Origin of the sequence: Streptomyces akebiae (assembly GCF_019599145.1) — a bacterium.
GTDB classification, from domain to species: Bacteria; Actinomycetota; Actinomycetes; order Streptomycetales; family Streptomycetaceae; genus Streptomyces; species Streptomyces akebiae.
The window spans coordinates 8,419,606-8,435,657 of the sequence record NZ_CP080647.1 but is presented as its reverse complement, the minus strand read 5'-3'; the positions used below and the strand labels follow the sequence as shown (position 1 = coordinate 8,435,657).

The window sequence follows — 16,052 nt, the reverse complement described above, 5'->3', positions numbered from 1 at the left end:
CATGTCGACAAAGCCATTGAATGGCCATTGTCGCGGTCGTTCCCCCGTCGCGACAGCTTGATCCGCGACGGTCCGCTGTGGACTGCGCCACGTTGCGCGTCCTCCCCGTTCCGCCGTACCACACACGCTCCCAAAACGGGCGCGCTTTTAGGACATTGACCGACGAAGTGTCGGGTGTCGAAGTGCGGTACGACGATCGGCCAGCCTACCGCGCCGGTACGACAACCGGATCACTGGGAACGTTCGGACAGGGTCCCGCTGAGCAGGAACGCGACGCTCCGTTCCCTCTCCGTCCAGGCCCTTGTATCGAGTTCGACGGACTGGACGAACTCGCAGCGGACCTCGTAGCCGTGCTCGGTCAGGTCGCGTCCGATGCGTTCCGCGGCGGGGCGGGTGAGCGCGTGGGTGACGATGCGCTGGGGACGGCGGTCGGCGACGGCGGAGACCACCGTCGCGCCCCCGCCGCCGACGCGGACGACATCGGGTTCGGGAAGGTTCTCCAGGACGTGCGGGGCGGCGCCGTGGACCACTTGGAGCTGTACGCCGAAGCGGCGGGCGGCGAGCGTCGTACGGCCGCAGGCCTCGGGGTCGCGGTCGACGGCGATGACGGCGGCGCCGCAGCGGGCGGCCTCGGTGGCGAAGGCGCCGCTGCCGGAGCCGATGTCCCAGACGAGGTCGCCCACGCGCGGGCCCAGGCGGGCCAGTTGGGCGGAGCGCAGCAGTTCGCCCTCGCCCTCACCCATGGCGGCGCCGTAGACACCGGAGGGCAGCGCCCAGCCGCGTGGCCCGGTGGAGGGGTCGCGGCCGGCGAGCCAGCCGCCCCCCTCGGCCGCGGTGGCGGGGCCGCCGATGACGATGACGAGGTTGGGGTCGCGCCAGGTGTGGTCGACGGCCTTGTCGGAGGTGACGACGGTGACGCGTTCGCGGGCGGTGCCGAGTTCCTCGCAGATCACGAAGGTGCGGTGAACTCCCTCGAGGAGGAGGCCGAGTTCGGCGGGGCCGGCGCCGGGTGAGGTGAGGACGGCGACCTTGCCGTGGGCGCGGCACACGTTGACCGCGCGGCGCAGCGTACGGCGGTGGGCGACGACCACCTGGGCGTCGTCCCAGGGCATGCCCGCGCGGGCGAAGGCGGCGGCCACGGAGGAGACACCGGGGACGACCTCGACCTCCAGGCCGAACTCGGGGGACCTGAGGGTGCGGACGACGCCGAAGAAGCCAGGGTCGCCGTCGGCGAGGACGACGGCGGTGCCCCGGTGGCCGGCGATGCGGCGGGCGGCGAGGGCCACACTGCCGAGGCGGATGCGTTCGGCGGCCGGGGGCACCTCGGGCAGGGCGAGGTGGTGGGCCGCGCCGGCCACCAGGGTGGCGGCGGCGAGGGCGGAGCGCGCCGCGGCGGTCAGGGGGGAGCCGTCCCAGCCGATCACCGTGACCCGGTCGGCCATCGTCGTCAGTCTCCAGAGGGTCTTCGCAGGTCGTCGGTTTGCCCGCTCGGGGTCCCGTGAGAGTACCTGGTGACGGGGTGGGCCCCGGCGGCCGGGCGGCGGCCTCGCGCGTACCCGTGGGTTGTTCAGTTCCAGTCCGAGTAGGAGCCGAAACCACCGCTGTCGGCCAGTTCCTCGCTGACGCCCTCGATGTCCTCGGGGAGCAGGCTCCAGACGATGAAGTCCGTGCGGATCTCGGTCCAGCCGTCCTCGGCGGTGCGGGCCCGTGCTATGCAGGCGTTGCGCAGCACTCCCTCACTGATACAGCCGATCTTCTGCGCGACCTGCTGGGAGGCGGTGTTGTCGGCGGCGGTGCGCAGCTCGATGCGTTCGAACTTCTGCTCGCGGAACAGCCATTGGGCGGTCGCGAGGGCGGCTTCGGAGGCGTAGCCCTCGCCGCGCGCCCAGGGGGCGACGACGTACGACAGCTCCGTCGCCCGCACGTGCCAGTCCGTCCTGGTCAGTTGGATGACGCCGACGAGCCGCTGGGTGAGGAACTCGGTGACCGCGAGGTCGAGGCCGCGTCCTGAGGTGCGTTCGGTGGGCGCGTACTCGGTGATCCAGGTACGCGCCTCACGTTCGGTGAAGGGCTGCGGGACGTCGGTCCAGGCCATCACCTGCTCGTCGTTCATCATCTCGGTGAACGCCTGGGTGTCGTCCTCGTCGAACGGGCGCAGAACCAACCGATCCGTGCTGATGGAGATGTCGGGAAAGGTGCTCGTCATGCGCCGCTCCGTAACCTTCGAAAACTTTGAGAGCCTGCTGAACTGCCCAGCATGCAGCATGAAAGCACTGAATCGCACCACAGGGTCCACCCGCGGTGAGCAAGTGGACCCCGTGCGTGGCGATACGCCGTATACGTGCCGTCTGTTCGGACGAGCGGTCAGAAGGACGGGATGACGGAGCCGTTGCTCCACTCGTCCTCGATGAACTTCCTGACCTCGTCCGAGGTGAGGAGCTCGGCGAGCTTCTCGACGCGCGGGTCGTCCTCGTTGCCTTCCTTCACGGCGAGGAAGTTGCCGTTCGGGTTGCCCTTGGCCGGTTCGACGGCGAGGGCGTCGTCGGCGGGCGAGAGGTCGGCCTCCAGGGCGTAGTTCCCGTTGATCACCGCGGCGTCGACGTCGTCCAGGGAACGCGGGGTCTGGGCCGCCTCCAGCTCCTTGAACTTGAGCTTCTTCGGGTTCTCGGTGATGTCGGCGGGGGTCGCGTCGGTGCCGACGCCGTCCTTGAGCGTGATGATCCCGGCGGAGTCGAGGAGCTTGAGGGCACGCGCCTCGTTGACCGTGTCGTTCGGGACGGCGACGGTCGCGCCGCTCTTGAGGTCGTCCTTGCTCTTGACCTTGTTCGAGTAGAGGCCGAGCGGCTCCAGGTGCACGGTGACGACGGGCACGATGTGGGTGCCCCGCTCCTTGTTGAAGGAGTCGAGGTAGGGCTGGTTCTGGAAGTAGTTGGCGTCCACGGAGCCGTCCTCGGTCGCCGTGTTCGGCAGGACATAGTCGGTGAACTCCTTGACCTCCAGGTCGAGGCCTGCGTCCTTCGCCAGGTTGTCCTTGACGAAGCCGAGGATCTCGGCGTGCGGGGTGGGGCTCGCTGCGACGACCAGCGGACCGCTGGTGTCGGAGGCGGAGTCGCCGCCCGCGCCGCACGCGGTGAGCCCGAGGGTGAGGGCTCCGGCGGCGAGCACGGCGGTGGTGAGCTTGGCGGTGTTACGCACGAAAAGTGCCTTTCCTTTTGGGTGGAGTGATCCCGTCATGGGTGGGACGGGAGATCTGTCGGTGCCCGGGAAGGGGGTCAGGCCTTGGTTGCGTCCGCCGCGGTGGGTTCGGCCTTGGCCCTCAGCAGCCGGAGTGCCGGTGCGGGGCCGGACCGGCCGCCGCGTCGGTGCAGGGCACGGGCCGCGTAATCGCCGGCGAACTGGATGGCGGAGATGGCGACGGCCAGGACCGCCACGGTGATCCACATCAGTTCGGTCTCGAAGCGCTGGTAGCCGTAGCGGATGGCGATGTCGCCGAGGCCGCCCGCGCCGACGGTGCCGGCCATGGCCGAGTAGCCGATGAGGGCGACGACGGTGGTCGTGGCGGACGAGATGAGCGACGGCAGGGACTCGGGGACGAGGACGCTGCGGACGACGGTCCAGGTGTTGCCGCCCATGGCCTGTACGGCCTCGACGAGCCCGTGGTCCACTTCGCGGACCGCCGTCTCGACGAGGCGCGCGAAGAACGGGATCGCGCCGATCGCGAGCGGCACGATGGCGGCCTCACGGCCGATGGTCGAGCCGGTGACCCAGCGGGTGAAGCCCATCAACGCGACCATCAGGATGATGAAGGGCATCGAGCGGGCGATGTTCACGATCTGCCCGACGACCCTGTTGGCGAGGAGGTTCTGCAGCAGGCCGCCCCGGTCGGTGAGGACGAGCAGGATGCCGAGCGGGAGGCCGCCGACGACGGCGATGAGGGTGGACCAGCCGACCATGTAGAGGGTGTCCCAACAGGCCTGCTCCAGCAGCGGCCGCGTCTCGGACCAGATCACTTGGCACCTTCCTTCACCGGCGTGGACGTCGGCGTGGCCGTCGGTGCGGTCGTCCCGGTGTCCCGGCCGACCACCTCGATCTGGAGGCCCTGTTCGCGCAGGAAGCCGACGGGGACCACGTTGTCCTCGTAGCGGCCGGGCAGTTCGATGCGCATCCGGCCGATCTGGAGGCCGCCGACGGTGTCGATGGCGGCGCCGAGGATCGAGATGTCGATGTTGTACGTGCGGGACAGCCGCGAGACGACCGGCTGGGTCGCGGCCTCGCCCTGGAAGGTGACGTCGAGGACCGTGCGGTCGTCGCCGGTGGCCTCGCCGCCCACCGGGAAGAGCGCGGCGGCCAGTTCGGAACCGGGGGTGGCGAGCAGTTCGCTGACCGTGCCGGACTCGACGATGCGCCCCTTCTCCATGAGGGCGGCGGAGTCGCAGATGCTCTTCACGACGTCCATCTCGTGCGTGATGAGCAGGACGGTCAGGCCCAGCTGCCGGTTCAGGTCGCGCAGCAGCGCCAGGATCGAGCGGGTGGTCTCCGGGTCGAGGGCGCTGGTCGCCTCGTCGGAGAGGAGCACCTTCGGGTCCCCGGCCAGCGCGCGGGCGATGCCGACGCGCTGCTTCTGGCCGCCGGAGAGCTGGGCCGGGTAGGCCTTGGCCTTGTCGGCGAGGCCCACGAGGTCGAGCAGTTCCAGGGCCTTGCGGGAGCGCTCCTGGCCGGACCTGCCGAGGATTTCGAGCGGCAGCTCGACGTTGTCCTGGACCGTGCGGGAGGAGAGAAGGTTGAAGTGCTGGAAGACCATGCCGATCCCGCTGCGCGCCTGCCGCAGTCGCCGGCCGGCGCGGGGGCCGCGGCCGGCCAGGGCGGTGAGGTCCTGGCCCGCGACGGTCACGGTTCCGGAGGTGGGGCGCTCGAGGAGGTTGACGCAGCGGATGAGCGAGGACTTGCCGGCGCCGGACTGGCCGATCACGCCGTACACCTCGCCCTCGCGTACGTGGAGATCGACGCCGTCGAGGGCGGTGACCTCGCGGCCGCGACCTCGGTCGGCCCGATAGATCTTCGTCAGGCCCGATGTGGTGATCACTGGATTTCCGTCACTGTCGAGTGCGCGGGCGTGGGTGTGCCCGGACACGGGTGCAAGCGGTCAGGGACGCGACACGGTTCTCGCGGTGGCGATGGAACCGGAGGAGAACTTGTGCGCGGGGAGGCTTCGTCCGTCACGCGCGGCGACGCGCGGGGCCTTCTAGAAGGCGCACATTCGACACATACAACGAGCACCGGGCGTCATCGTCGCCTCGGTCGCAAGGGTGCGGCAGCTCGTCGTGGTCATGAGATCAGTAAAGCAGATGTATGCAGCAGGTGAGCGTGGGCCGTCCGTATAACGGACGAGTTTGAGACACATATCCGCAGGTGCAGTGCAAGGTGTCCACCATGTGGACACTCGGTGCTGTGGCCAAGGCCACGCTGCGCGTCCCGGGGGTGGCCCGGCCCGGGGCCGGGCGCGGCGGATTTTTGGGCCGTAATAGGGTCGCGGCATGCTTGTTGCCCTGACGGTGACGACCGCCGTCGCCGCGCTTCTGCTCGCCGCGTGGTGCGGTTGGGCCGCGTATCGCGATCAGCCGACCAAGGACTGGCACTTCATCGGCATGGCCGTGGTGTCGGTGCTGGCGCTCGTCCAGTTGGTCGTCGGGATCGTGCAGCTGGCGCGAGGGGAGAAGCCGGAGCAGGGGACCACGATCTTCGTCTCCTACCTCCTCGGGGCGTTCGCCTGCGTCCCCGTCACCGGGTTCATGTCGCTGGCGGAGCGCACCCGCTGGGGCAGCGTGACCGTCGCGGCCGGAGGTGTGGTGCTCGCCGTGCTGCAGGTGCGGCTCTACGACATCTGGGGAGGCTGACGTGACCGCCACGGACGACGTGCCGCAGCGGGAGAAGCGGGCGCGGCTCATCAGTGGGCCGGGGATGCTGCTGGTGTGGCTGTACGGCGTGATGGTGGTCGGGGCCGTTTCGCGGTCCGTCGTGCAGATCTCGACGGAGTTCGAGCACGCGCCGCTCGCCTACTCGCTGTCCGCGCTGGCCGGTGTCGTGTACGGGTTCATCACGTACTCGCTGGTGCGGGGCGGGGAGTTCGCCCGGAAGGCGGCGCGGATCTGCTGTGCGGTGGAACTGGCCGGCGTGCTGATCGTGGGCACGTGGACGCTCGTGGAGCCGTCGGCGTTCCCGGACAAGACGGTGTGGTCGGACTACGGGATCGGGTACCTGTTCATTCCCGTGATCCTGCCGGTCACGGCGATGTACTGGCTGCGGAAGGGTGCGCGGGCGCCCCGTTAGGGGCGCGGGAGCGTATCGGCCTGCGGCTCCGCCGCGCGGGCGCGAGAAGCCGCAGCGGACCGGTGGCCGCCGGACGGACTCACGCGGCAACCCCTCCCGCGCGCTCCCTCACGCCGTCGCCGCGTACGTCTCCGCCGGCTTCTCCAGCACCACCATCGGCACCCCGTCCTGCCCCTGGCTGGTGCCGACCGTCTCGTACCCCACCCGGCGGTACAGCCGGAGGTTGCCCTCACTGCGGTGGCCCGCGCTGAGGCGGAACCGGGTGGCGCCGCGCTCCTCGGCGAGGGCCGACTCGGCGGCGCGCAGGAGCCTCGCGCCGATGCCGTGCCCCTGGAGGCGCGGGTGGACGCAGAGTTTGCCGATCGCGGCGGTGCCGTCGGCGTCGAGGGCACCGCGCACGGAACCGACCACCTCGTCCCCCAGCCTGGCCACGAACACGCAGTCCGCGGCGACCTCCGCGCGGACGGAGTCGAGGCTCTGGACGAGCGGATCGATGCGGTAGTTGCCGTACAGTGCCGCCTCGCTCTGGAAGCACAGGTACTGCAGTTTGAAGATCTGCTCGGCGTCCTGCTCGGTCGCCACCGAGATGGTCACGCTCATGCCCATGTGTGCACGCCTCCCGCTCACCTGCTCACCCGATGTCCCTCACTCCTATCCCCGTGGTTCGCGTGCCGCAACCTCCGCCGCCAGCAATCGCCGAAGACATCCCAGACATCGGGAACGTTCCGGGCCGAGGCTGCCCTGTGAGATACCCAACTCGCCCGCGATCTCACGGTAGGTGAGGTCCTTCGGGGAGAGCAGGGCGGCGAGCAGCCGGGGGCAGCGGCCGGGGAGCCGGCGCACGGCCGCGTAGAGCGCGCGACGGCGGGCCGCCGTGAGCGCCTGCTGCTCGGGACCGGGCGCGTGCTCGTCGGCGGGCTCGGACGCGTAGGGCCGTTCGAAGCGGGCCGCGCGACGGCTGAGGCGGGCCTCGAAGCGGACGGCGCTGCGCAGCCAGCTCTCCGGGTCCTCTGGTGGGCCGTCGGCGACGAGCCGTTCCAGCAGGCGCAGCCAGACCGCCTGTTCCAGGTCCCCCGCCTCGGCCCCGGCCGCGTACGCCTCCGCCGAGACCTCCGCGACCAGCAGGGGGCGCAGGGTGGCGAGCATGTCGTGTGTCATATGCCCCGGGACGCCACCGCCCCGGCAGGGGTTGCCGGGGCGGGCGCGAGTCACCCCAATCGGGGCTCGGGACTCGGCCGTTGACGTTCGAACCCGTGTGTCGTTCGCTCAGTCGCCGACGAAGTCCGCGTGGGCCAGCAGACCGGTGTCCGGGTTGTCGGTGAAGATGCCGTCGATGCCGGTGTCGAAGTACACCTTGAGCGCGCCGAAGGAGTCGCCGTAGGCGTTGGCGTCCGTGCCCTTGCGGAAGTTCGCGGGCAGGAAGGTGTTCTCGTTGCGCAGGGTGTAGGGGTGCAGGATCAGGCCCTCGGCGTGCGCGTCGGCGACGAGGGTGGTCGGCGTGGTCAGGTTGCCGCCCGAGTCGCGCGGGATGATCAGGTCGAGGGTGGGGCCGATGCCGTTCGCGAACGAGGCGATCCAGGTGAGCCCGGCCGGCTTGACCAGGTCGGCGACGGTGCGCGGGTCACCGGCCTCGACGAAGTCCCAGGGGCGGGTGGCGGCTCCGGAGAGCAGGACGACGAGCGGGCTGTCGACCAGCCGGTTCAGGCGCTGGATGCTGCTCGGCTCGAAGGACTGCAGGAAGACGGGCGAGTTCTTCCGGTGCCGGTCGTACTTGCGCAGCAGCTTGGCGAGCGGCTCCTCCAGGCCGAGGCCCAGCTTGCGGAAGTAGGTGGGGTGCTTGGTCTCGACGTGCAGCCAGACGCGCCTGCCCCGCTTCCGGCCCTCCTTCTCGGCCCAGCGCAGCACCTCCTCGAAGGAGGGGATCTCCCAGCGGCCGTCGTAGAGGGTGTTCTCCTGGCGGTTGCCCGGGATGCGCTCCTTGGCGCGCAGGGTCTTCAGCTCGGCGAGGGTGAAGTCCTCGGTGAACCAGCCGGTGTAGGTGACGCCGTCCACGACCTTCGTGGTCTTCCGACCGGCGAACTCGGGGTGTGCCGCGACATCGGTCGTGCCGGTGATGTCGTTCTCGTGACGGCATACGAGATGGCCGTCCTTGGTGGGCACGAGGTCCTGCTCGATGACGTGCGCGCCCATGTCGAGGGCGAGCTGGTACGAGCCGAGCGTGTGCTCCGGGCGGTAGCCGCTGGCCCCTCGGTGCGCGATGATCGTCGGCACCGGAAGACTCCGGTAGCCGCCGCCCGAGTGGCCGGCCGCCTTGGCGTCCGGCGTCGCCTCGTCGGCTCTCGCCGCGGCCGGCAGTCCGAGGACCGCTCCGCCCGCGCCGAGCACCGCGGCACCGAGCAGCGCCCGTCGGCCCGTTGCGCGTCCCTGTTCGTTCGCGTCCTGCGGCTGCCGCGACTCCTGCGTCCCCATGACCGGCTCCTCCACCGTGATGCCCTGCACCTGTCAAAGCGGGACGATCGTAGGTGTCCTGAGGTGACCGTCGGGAGACCTGGGACCGAACACGCGGAAGACGCCTCGTGTCGCACGGGAGGCGGAATTTGACGGGGTGTCGGTTCGGTGACGCGATGTCCGTCACATGCCGCACCCGGGTGACATCCCGCCGCCACGGCGTCACCGCAGGTAAAACAGCGTCAACAGTTGGTATCCACTCGGTGAACCCGACGTGCGCCGCCCCGTGGGCCGGGAGTATCGTCCTCACCTGCACAGACTTGTACCGGAACGCTTGACATGGGAGGGCCCGTTGTCCCGCTTCGCGCTCATCAAGGCAGTGCTCGGACCGATCATGCGCCTGATGTTCCGCCCCCGGGTGGAGGGCGCGGAGCACATTCCGGGCGACGGTCCGGTGATCCTCGCCGGTAACCATCTGACCTTCATCGACTCGATGATCCTGCCGCTGGTCTGCGACCGGCAGGTCTTCTTCATCGGCAAGGACGAGTACGTCACCGGCAAGGGGATCAAGGGCCGTCTGATGGCCTGGTTCTTCACCGGCGTCGGCATGATCCCCGTCGACCGCGACGGCGGCCGGGGCGGTGTCGCGGCGCTGATGACCGGCCGGCGGATCCTGGACGAGGGCAAGGTGTTCGGCATCTACCCCGAGGGGACGCGGTCGCCCGACGGCCGGCTGTACCGGGGCCGTACCGGCATCGCCCGGCTGACGCTGATGACCGGGGCGCCGGTCGTGCCGTTCGCGATGATCGGGACGGACAAGATCCAGCCGGGAGGTGCGGGGTTGCCGCGGCCGCATCGGGTGACCGTGCGGTTCGGTGAGGCGATGGAGTTCTCCCGGTACGAGGGGATGGATCGGGACCGGTACGTGCTGCGGGCGGTGACCGATTCCGTGATGGCCGAGGTCATGCGGTTGTCGGGGCAGGAGTACGTGGACATGTACGCGTCCAAGGCGAAGGAAGCGGCGTAGCTCCGCCGGGGGTGCCGGGGACTTCGGTCGTCTGTCGGGCGCGGGCCGGTGGGGCTTCTCGCGCAGTTCCCCGCGCCCCTGACCTCGCTGTCCCTAAGCGGGGTTCTCCAGGCGCTGGTTCCGCAGCATGAACCAAGCCGCTATCGACGTCGCCAACAGAACCACCGCACCCGCGCCCGCCGCGATCGTGAGGCCGTCCACGAAGGACTCCCTCGCGGAGGACAGCAGGGCCTCGGCGGTGGCCGACGGCATTCGCGCCGCAGCCTCGACCGCGCCGCCCAATGACTCGTGTGCTCCTTCCGGGGTGCCCGCGGGCGCCGCGAAGTCGCGGTAGACACCTGTCACGATCGAACCCAAGACCGCGATGCCGAGGGCCGCGCCCAGTTCGTACGCCGTTTCGGAGACCGCCGAGGCCGAACCCGCCTGCTCCTTGGGGACGCTGGAGAGGATGACGTCGGCGGTGACGGTGAAGGAGAAGCCGGCGCCGATGCCGACGACCAGCAGGGCGACGCCGATCAGGGGGTAGCCGGTGGAGCGGTCGACCAGGGTGAGCAGGGCGAGGGCCAGGCCGATGGCCGCGAGACCCCCCGTCACCACGGAACGGACCGAGAAGCGGCGGGCCGCGGCTCCGGCGACCAGGCCCGCGGCCACCGCTCCGATCGCCGCCGGAAGCTCGGCGAGACCCGCCTCCAACGGGCCCCGGCCCTGGACCAGTTGCAGGAACTGGGAGAGGAAGAAGACCAGACCGGACAGGCCGAGAATGGTCAGCAGGTCGGCGAGGACGGCTCCGGAGAAGCCCCGGTTGCGGAACAGCCGCATGTCCAGCAGCGGGTGCGGCAGGGTGAGCTGACGGCGCACGAAGAAGAACAGCCCGGCGACGCCGAGGAGGCCGGCGGCGAGCGCGTTGCCGTCGACGCCGTGGGTGGCGGTCTCCTTCACCGCGTACACGACCCCGATCATGCCGACCAGCGACAGGCCGACGCTGGGCATGTCCCACGGGCCCGGGTTCGGGTGGCGGGACTCGGGGAGCAGCTTGATGCCGACGAGGACCAGGACGGCCATCACGGGCAGGTTGATGAGGAAGACCGAACCCCACCAGAAGTGTTCCAGCAGGAAACCGCCGACGACAGGCCCGACGGCGGTGCCGGCGGAGGCCGTGGCACCCCAGACGCCGATGGCGAGGCTGCGCTCGCGCGGGTCGTGGAAGAGGTTGCGGATCAGGGCGAGGGTGGCGGGCATCAGGGTCGCGCCCGCGACACCGAGCAGCGCTCGCGCGACGATCATCATCTCGGGCGTGGTCGCGTAGGCGTTGAGCACGGATATCGCGCCGAACGCCGTGGCGCCGATCAGCAGCAGCTTCTTGCGGCCGACGCGGTCACCGAGACTGCCGGCCGAAACGAGCAGACCCGCGATGACGAACGAGTAGATGTCGCCGATCCACAGGAGCTGGGTGCCCGAGGGCTTCAGGTCCTCACTGATGTAGGGGGTCGCGAGACCGAGGACGGTCGCGTCGACGGCCACCAGCAGCACGGCGAGCACCAGGACGGCGAGCGCGAGCCAGCGGCCCGGCCTCTTCTCCGCCTCGACGGTGCGGGCCGGCCGCAGGGTGCTGGTCATGATTCCTCTCTCGGTTGTTCGGGATGACGCAGGGCGCCGCCGAGCAGCAGCTCGGCGATCATGAAGGTGAAGTCCTTGGCTGCCACACGGCCTTCGGAGACCGCCCAGGCGCCGGAGGCCAGCAGGCCGTAGAGCGCCTCGGTGAGCCAGGCCGGGGTGAGGTCGATGCGGAACTCGCCGGCCGCCTGGCCGCGTTTGAACAGGGCCGCGACGCGGTCGTCGATCCGGGCCCAGCCCTCGTGCTGCCCCTCCCCCTCGAACAGCTGGTTCTCGGTGTAGAGGAAGGCGAGCAGGCCCGCGGCGGGTTCGATCTCGCGCACCAGCCGGCGGACGGCGTCGCGCGCCGGTCCCTCGTCCGGGCGCGCCGCGTCCAGCGCGGCCTCGCACTCCTGGATGCCGAGCGCCTCCAGCGCCCGTACGAGCGCGTCGCGTCCGGCGAAGTGGCGGTGCAGCGTGGCCCGGCTGATCCCGGCGGCCCTGGCGACCTCGTCCATGGTCGCGGTGGACTTGCGGGTCAGCAGGGCGGCTGCGCTGCGCAGCACGTGTTCACGATCGACGGCCATGAGACAACCATAGACCACATGAGACACGTATGTCTCATGCGGGCTATGGACGTCTCACGCCAGAAGCCCCGTCCCGGGCGCCTTGAGGCGCCGGGACGGGGCTTCGCTCGGTGCGGGGCGGGCTGCCGCGTTCCGGTCAGTGCCAGGGCAGGTTGCCGCGCTTCTCCCAGTACGTCCGCGGATCCTCGGCGAGGTCCGCGAGGCGGGCCAGCTGGTCGTCGTCGAGGTCGACGACCGCCGCGTGCAGGTTGGAGGCGAGCTGGTTGGTGGTGGCGGCGCCGGAGAGGACGACTCCGGCCCACGGCTGCCGCAGGACCACCGCCAGGGCGATCGCGTCGCAGCCGAGGCCCGTCCGTTCGGCGACGTCCCTGAGCGCGTCCGGAGCGTGCGGACCCGCCAGTCGGCCGTTGGCCATGCCCTCCTTGACAATCACGGTCAGACCGGCGTCGTGCGCCTCGGCGAGGGCCGGGGCGGCGGAGGTCTCCAGCGCGTTGTACGTCGACTGGACGGTACGGAAGAGGGGTTCGCCGTCGACGGTCACGGTGAGGGCGGTGCGGATGGCGTCCGCCTGGGCCGGACCGCTGGTGGAGAAGCCGACGGTGACGCCCTGGGCGGCCGCCTCCGCCAGCCTGGCGTGGAGTTCCTTGTCGGTGAGGGCCGGGCTGTCCGGAGTCACCGAGTGGATCTGGTAGAGGTCGAGCCGGTCGCCGAGCAGCTCGGCGGTCTCGGCGCGCTGCCGCTCGTACGTCGGGAGGCTGTGGTCCTTGACCTCGTGCTTCTCGGCGTCGGTGGTCCATTCGGCGGTGTAGGTGTAGCCCCACTTGCTGCCGACGACCACGTCGTCGAGGCCGGGTCGGGTGCGGAGCCAGTCGGCGAGGAACTCCTCGGAGCGGCCGTAGGAGCGGGCCGCGTCGAAGTAGCGGACACCCTGGGCGTAGGCGGCGTCGAGGAGTTCGTGGGTGCGGGCGCGGAGGGCCTCGACGGTGCGGCTCTCTCCGAGGTCGGCGTCGCGGCCGAGGTTGATGTAGCCGGGGCGGGCGACCGCGGCCAGACCGAAGCCGATGTGGCAGGTGGGGGTGGTCGCTGCGGCCAGTCGGGCGAAGGGCATCGCGGGCTCCGTTCGGGTCGGCTCCTTGCGGTTCCTGAGCCAACGTAACCCGTGATGACCTTCGTTGTGCGGTAGGGGGTGAGGGGCGGCGGGTGAGGGGCGGGCCTCCGGGGAGGTTTTCACCCCCGCCGACCCTGCCTCTCCCCCGCCGCCCGTTCCCGTCCCGTACCCGAGGGGTGGCGCCCCTCAGGGGCGCGTGTGCGGCCGACTCAGCTCTTCTTGGCCGTCGCCCATGCGTGCTGTGCCGTCACGTCACGCTTGATGTCCGCCAGTTGGATCGCCACCGCGCTGGGGGCCGTGCCTCCCCGGCCGTTGCGGGAGGCCAGGGCGCCCGGCACGTTCAGGACGCCGCGGACCTCGGGGGTGAGGTGGGACGAGATCTTGGCGAACTGCTCGTCCGTCAGGTCGTTCAGCTCCTTGTTCTCGGCCTCGGCGGCCTTGACGCACTCGCCGGCGACCTCGTGCGCGACCCGGAAGGGGACACCCTGCTTGACGAGCCACTCGGCGATGTCGGTGGCGAGGGAGAAGCCGGCCGGGGCCAGCTCCTCCATGCGCTCGCGGTGCACGGTGAGGGTGGCCATCATGCCGGTGAACGCGGGGAGCAGGACCTCCAGCTGGTCGATGGAGTCGAAGACCGGCTCCTTGTCCTCCTGGAGGTCGCGGTTGTAGGCGAGGGGCAGGGCCTTGAGGGTCGCCATCAGGCCGGTGAGGTTGCCGATGAGACGGCCGCTCTTGCCGCGCGCCAGCTCCGCGATGTCCGGGTTCTTCTTCTGCGGCATGATCGACGAGCCCGTCGAGAACGCGTCGTGGAGGGTCACGAAGGAGAACTCCTTCGTGTTCCAGATGATGACCTCCTCGGCGATCCGGGAGAGGTTCACACCGATCATCGCGGTGACGAAGGCGAACTCGGCGACGAAGTCGCGGGAGGCGGTGCCGTCGATGGAGTTCGCCGAGCTGCCGTGCTCGAACCCCAGGTCCTTGGCCACCGCCTCCGGGTCCAGGCCGAGGCTGCTGCCCGCGAGAGCGCCGGAGCCGTAAGGGGAGACGGCGGTGCGCTCGTCCCACTGGCGCAGCCGCTCGGCGTCCCTGGAGAGGGACTGGACGTGAGCGAGGACATGGTGGGCGAAGAGGACCGGCTGGGCGTGCTGGAGGTGGGTGCGGCCGGGCATGGCCACGTCCGGGTGAGCCTCCGCCAGGCCGATCAGGGCGTCCTGGAGGTCGGCGATCAGACCGCCGATCGTGCGGGCGTGGTCCCGCAGGTACATCCGGAAGAGGGTCGCGACCTGGTCGTTCCGGGACCGGCCGGCGCGCAGCTTGCCGCCCAGGTCAGGGCCGAGGCGCTCCAGGAGACCGCGTTCCAGGGCGGTGTGCACGTCCTCGTCGGCGACGGTGCCGACGAACGCGCCCGACGCCACGTCCGCTTCGAGCTGGTCCAGGCCCGCGGTCATCCGGGACAGCTCGTCCTCGGTGAGCAGGCCCGCCTTGTGCAGCACGCGCGCGTGGGCGCGGGAACCCGCGATGTCGTACGGGGCCAGCCGCCAGTCGAAGTGGACGGACGCGGACAGCTTCGCCAGGGCCTCGGCGGGACCGTCGGCGAAACGGGCGCCCCAGAGCCGTACGTCACCGCTGTTGCTGCTCACTCGCGTTGCTCCTAGATCTCCGCTTGCTGCGTTCACTGCTATGCATGAGTATGCAGAACTCTGCATGAATCGTCAATCTGAGAGAACTTTGAGAGACGCCGAGAAAGGTTTGAACAAACGAAACCGCTTTCCCGTAACTCACACCGAACGCAGGCGCCGCGTTTGTAAACACCGACCACACCCGACCCGAGTGAGGCATCCGCATGTCCAGGGCTCTTCCGAAGTACAACAAGCGTCGCGTAGGGATCATCGGCGGCGCCGCCGCGGTCGTGCTCTCCGGAGCGGTCATCGCGGGTTCCGCCCTCGCCGGCGAGGGTGCCAACAACGAGGACGCCGCGGGGAACGCCTCGCCCGGCACCATCACCTGCCCGGCTGTCGAAGGCAGCCTCCCCGCGATCCCGGCCTCCGCGCAGGCCGAGGTCGACCGCAACCTCGCCCTCCTCGACACCCAGATCCAGGAAGCCAACCAGCGCCTCATCGACACCGTCGGCCAGGGCGGCCCGAACTTCGTCAACAACGCCATCCTCGGCCCGCTCGAGGACAAGCGCATCGCCACACTGAACCGCATCGAGACCGCCATCGGCCGCGCCGCCGCCAAGCCCGAAGGCCTCGAAGCGCTCGCCCCCTGCCAGCTCAACCAGGGCGGCGCCGCGGGCGCCGGTGAAGAAGCGGACGCCGGTGCGGGTGCCGGAGCCGGAGCGGGCGAGGGCGCCGAGGACGCGGGCAACGCCGGTGCCGCCGGCACGATCACCTGCCCCGAGGTCGAAGGCGAACTCCCGGCCATCCCCGCCTCCGCCCAGGCCGAGGTCGACCGCAACCTCGCCCTCCTCGACACCCAGATCCAGGAAGCCAACCAGCGCCTCATCGACACCGTCGGCCAGGGCGGCCCGAACTTCGTCAACAACGCCATCCTCGGCCCGCTCGAGGACAAGCGCATCGCCACACTGAACCGCATCGAGACCGCCATCGGCCGCGCCGCCGCCAAGCCCGAGGGCCTCGAAGCCCTCGCGCCCTGCCAGCTCAACCAGGGCGGCGCCGCGGGCGCCGGTGAGGAAGCGGACGCCGGCCAGGAGGCCGAAGCCGGTGCGGGTGCCGAGGCAGGCGCGGGCGCCGAGGCCGGAGCGGGCGAGGGCGCCGAGGACGCGGGCAACGCCGGTGCCGCCGGCACCATCACCTGCCCCGAGGTCGAAGGCGAACTCCCGGCCATCCCCGCCTCCGCCCAGGCCGAGGTCGACCGCAACCTCGCCCTCCTCGACACCCAGATCCAGGAAGCCAACCAGCGCCTCATCGACACCGTCGGCCAGGGCGGCCCGAACTTCGTC

15 protein-coding genes and 1 pseudogene are annotated in these 16,052 nt (G+C 70.6%); 4 read left to right on the top strand and 12 right to left on the bottom strand.

Annotation, left to right across the window (positions count from 1 at the left end):
* Positions 1–230 precede the first annotated feature (230 nt).
* The 5 genes from cbiE to K1J60_RS36575 form a co-directional block, all read right to left on the bottom strand.
* Positions 231–1,442, bottom strand: a complete 1,212-nt coding sequence (cbiE, locus tag K1J60_RS36595) for a precorrin-6y C5,15-methyltransferase (decarboxylating) subunit CbiE (protein ID WP_220649957.1) — start codon at positions 1,440–1,442, stop codon at positions 231–233.
* Between the two features lie 125 nt (positions 1,443–1,567).
* Positions 1,568–2,206, bottom strand: coding sequence for a GNAT family N-acetyltransferase (locus tag K1J60_RS36590; RefSeq protein WP_220649956.1), 639 nt, complete (start codon positions 2,204–2,206; stop codon positions 1,568–1,570).
* Positions 2,207–2,364: 158 nt separating this feature from the next.
* On the bottom strand, positions 2,365–3,195 hold the full coding sequence (locus tag K1J60_RS36585) for a MetQ/NlpA family ABC transporter substrate-binding protein (protein WP_220649955.1): 831 nt from the start codon (positions 3,193–3,195) through the stop codon (positions 2,365–2,367).
* 77 nt (positions 3,196–3,272) lie between these two features.
* The gene (locus K1J60_RS36580) at positions 3,273–4,010 is read right to left on the bottom strand and encodes a methionine ABC transporter permease (RefSeq protein ID WP_220649954.1); all 738 of its coding nucleotides are present in this window, start codon (positions 4,008–4,010) and stop codon (positions 3,273–3,275) included.
* Entirely contained in the window at positions 4,007–5,083 is a 1,077-nt protein-coding gene (locus tag K1J60_RS36575; RefSeq protein ID WP_220649953.1) for a methionine ABC transporter ATP-binding protein, read from the bottom strand. The genes K1J60_RS36580 and K1J60_RS36575 overlap by 4 nt, the downstream gene beginning before the upstream one ends.
* Positions 5,084–5,534: 451 nt before the next feature.
* Between K1J60_RS36575 and K1J60_RS36570 the strand changes: the two genes are divergently transcribed.
* Both K1J60_RS36570 and K1J60_RS36565 read left to right on the top strand, forming a co-directional pair.
* Positions 5,535–5,894, top strand: coding sequence for a hypothetical protein (locus tag K1J60_RS36570; protein WP_045557182.1), 360 nt, complete (start codon positions 5,535–5,537; stop codon positions 5,892–5,894).
* Between the two features lies 1 nt (position 5,895).
* Positions 5,896–6,327 carry a hypothetical protein gene (locus K1J60_RS36565; RefSeq protein WP_220649952.1) on the top strand — a complete coding sequence of 144 codons (432 nt, stop codon included), beginning with the start codon at positions 5,896–5,898 and terminating at the stop codon, positions 6,325–6,327.
* A gap of 108 nt (positions 6,328–6,435) precedes the next feature.
* Here the strand turns inward: K1J60_RS36565 and K1J60_RS36560 are convergent, their stop codons facing one another.
* The 3 genes from K1J60_RS36560 to K1J60_RS36550 all read right to left on the bottom strand — a co-directional run bounded on the left by K1J60_RS36560 (position 6,436) and on the right by K1J60_RS36550 (position 8,796).
* Positions 6,436–6,933, bottom strand: a complete 498-nt coding sequence (locus K1J60_RS36560; RefSeq protein WP_220649951.1) for a GNAT family N-acetyltransferase — start codon at positions 6,931–6,933, stop codon at positions 6,436–6,438.
* A 45-nt stretch (positions 6,934–6,978) separates the two neighbouring features.
* The gene (locus tag K1J60_RS36555) at positions 6,979–7,485 is read right to left on the bottom strand and encodes an RNA polymerase sigma factor (RefSeq protein ID WP_220649950.1); all 507 of its coding nucleotides are present in this window, start codon (positions 7,483–7,485) and stop codon (positions 6,979–6,981) included.
* Between the two features lie 108 nt (positions 7,486–7,593).
* The gene (locus K1J60_RS36550) at positions 7,594–8,796 is read right to left on the bottom strand and encodes a glycerophosphodiester phosphodiesterase (protein WP_220649949.1); all 1,203 of its coding nucleotides are present in this window, start codon (positions 8,794–8,796) and stop codon (positions 7,594–7,596) included.
* A gap of 331 nt (positions 8,797–9,127) precedes the next feature.
* Between K1J60_RS36550 and K1J60_RS36545 the strand changes: the two genes are divergently transcribed.
* Positions 9,128–9,802, top strand: a complete 675-nt coding sequence (locus K1J60_RS36545) for a lysophospholipid acyltransferase family protein (protein WP_033532636.1) — start codon at positions 9,128–9,130, stop codon at positions 9,800–9,802.
* 93 nt (positions 9,803–9,895) lie between these two features.
* Here the strand turns inward: K1J60_RS36545 and K1J60_RS36540 are convergent, their stop codons facing one another.
* The 4 genes from K1J60_RS36540 to argH form a co-directional block, all read right to left on the bottom strand.
* Complete coding sequence (locus tag K1J60_RS36540; protein ID WP_220649948.1) at positions 9,896–11,419, bottom strand: MFS transporter; 1,524 nt, start codon at positions 11,417–11,419, stop codon at positions 9,896–9,898.
* Complete coding sequence (locus K1J60_RS36535; protein ID WP_220649947.1) at positions 11,416–11,982, bottom strand: TetR/AcrR family transcriptional regulator; 567 nt, start codon at positions 11,980–11,982, stop codon at positions 11,416–11,418. The genes K1J60_RS36540 and K1J60_RS36535 overlap by 4 nt, the downstream gene beginning before the upstream one ends.
* Positions 11,983–12,118: 136 nt before the next feature.
* Complete coding sequence (locus tag K1J60_RS36530) at positions 12,119–13,090, bottom strand: aldo/keto reductase (protein WP_220649946.1); 972 nt, start codon at positions 13,088–13,090, stop codon at positions 12,119–12,121.
* Positions 13,091–13,299: 209 nt separating this feature from the next.
* On the bottom strand, positions 13,300–14,730 hold the full coding sequence (gene argH / locus K1J60_RS36525) for an argininosuccinate lyase (protein WP_220649945.1): 1,431 nt from the start codon (positions 14,728–14,730) through the stop codon (positions 13,300–13,302).
* A 203-nt stretch (positions 14,731–14,933) separates the two neighbouring features.
* On the opposite strand from argH, the pseudogene K1J60_RS36520 reads away from it, so the two are divergent.
* A pseudogene (locus tag K1J60_RS36520) lies at positions 14,934–15,758 on the top strand (hypothetical protein); the annotation flags it as partial.
* Positions 15,759–16,052: the final 294 nt, after the last annotated feature.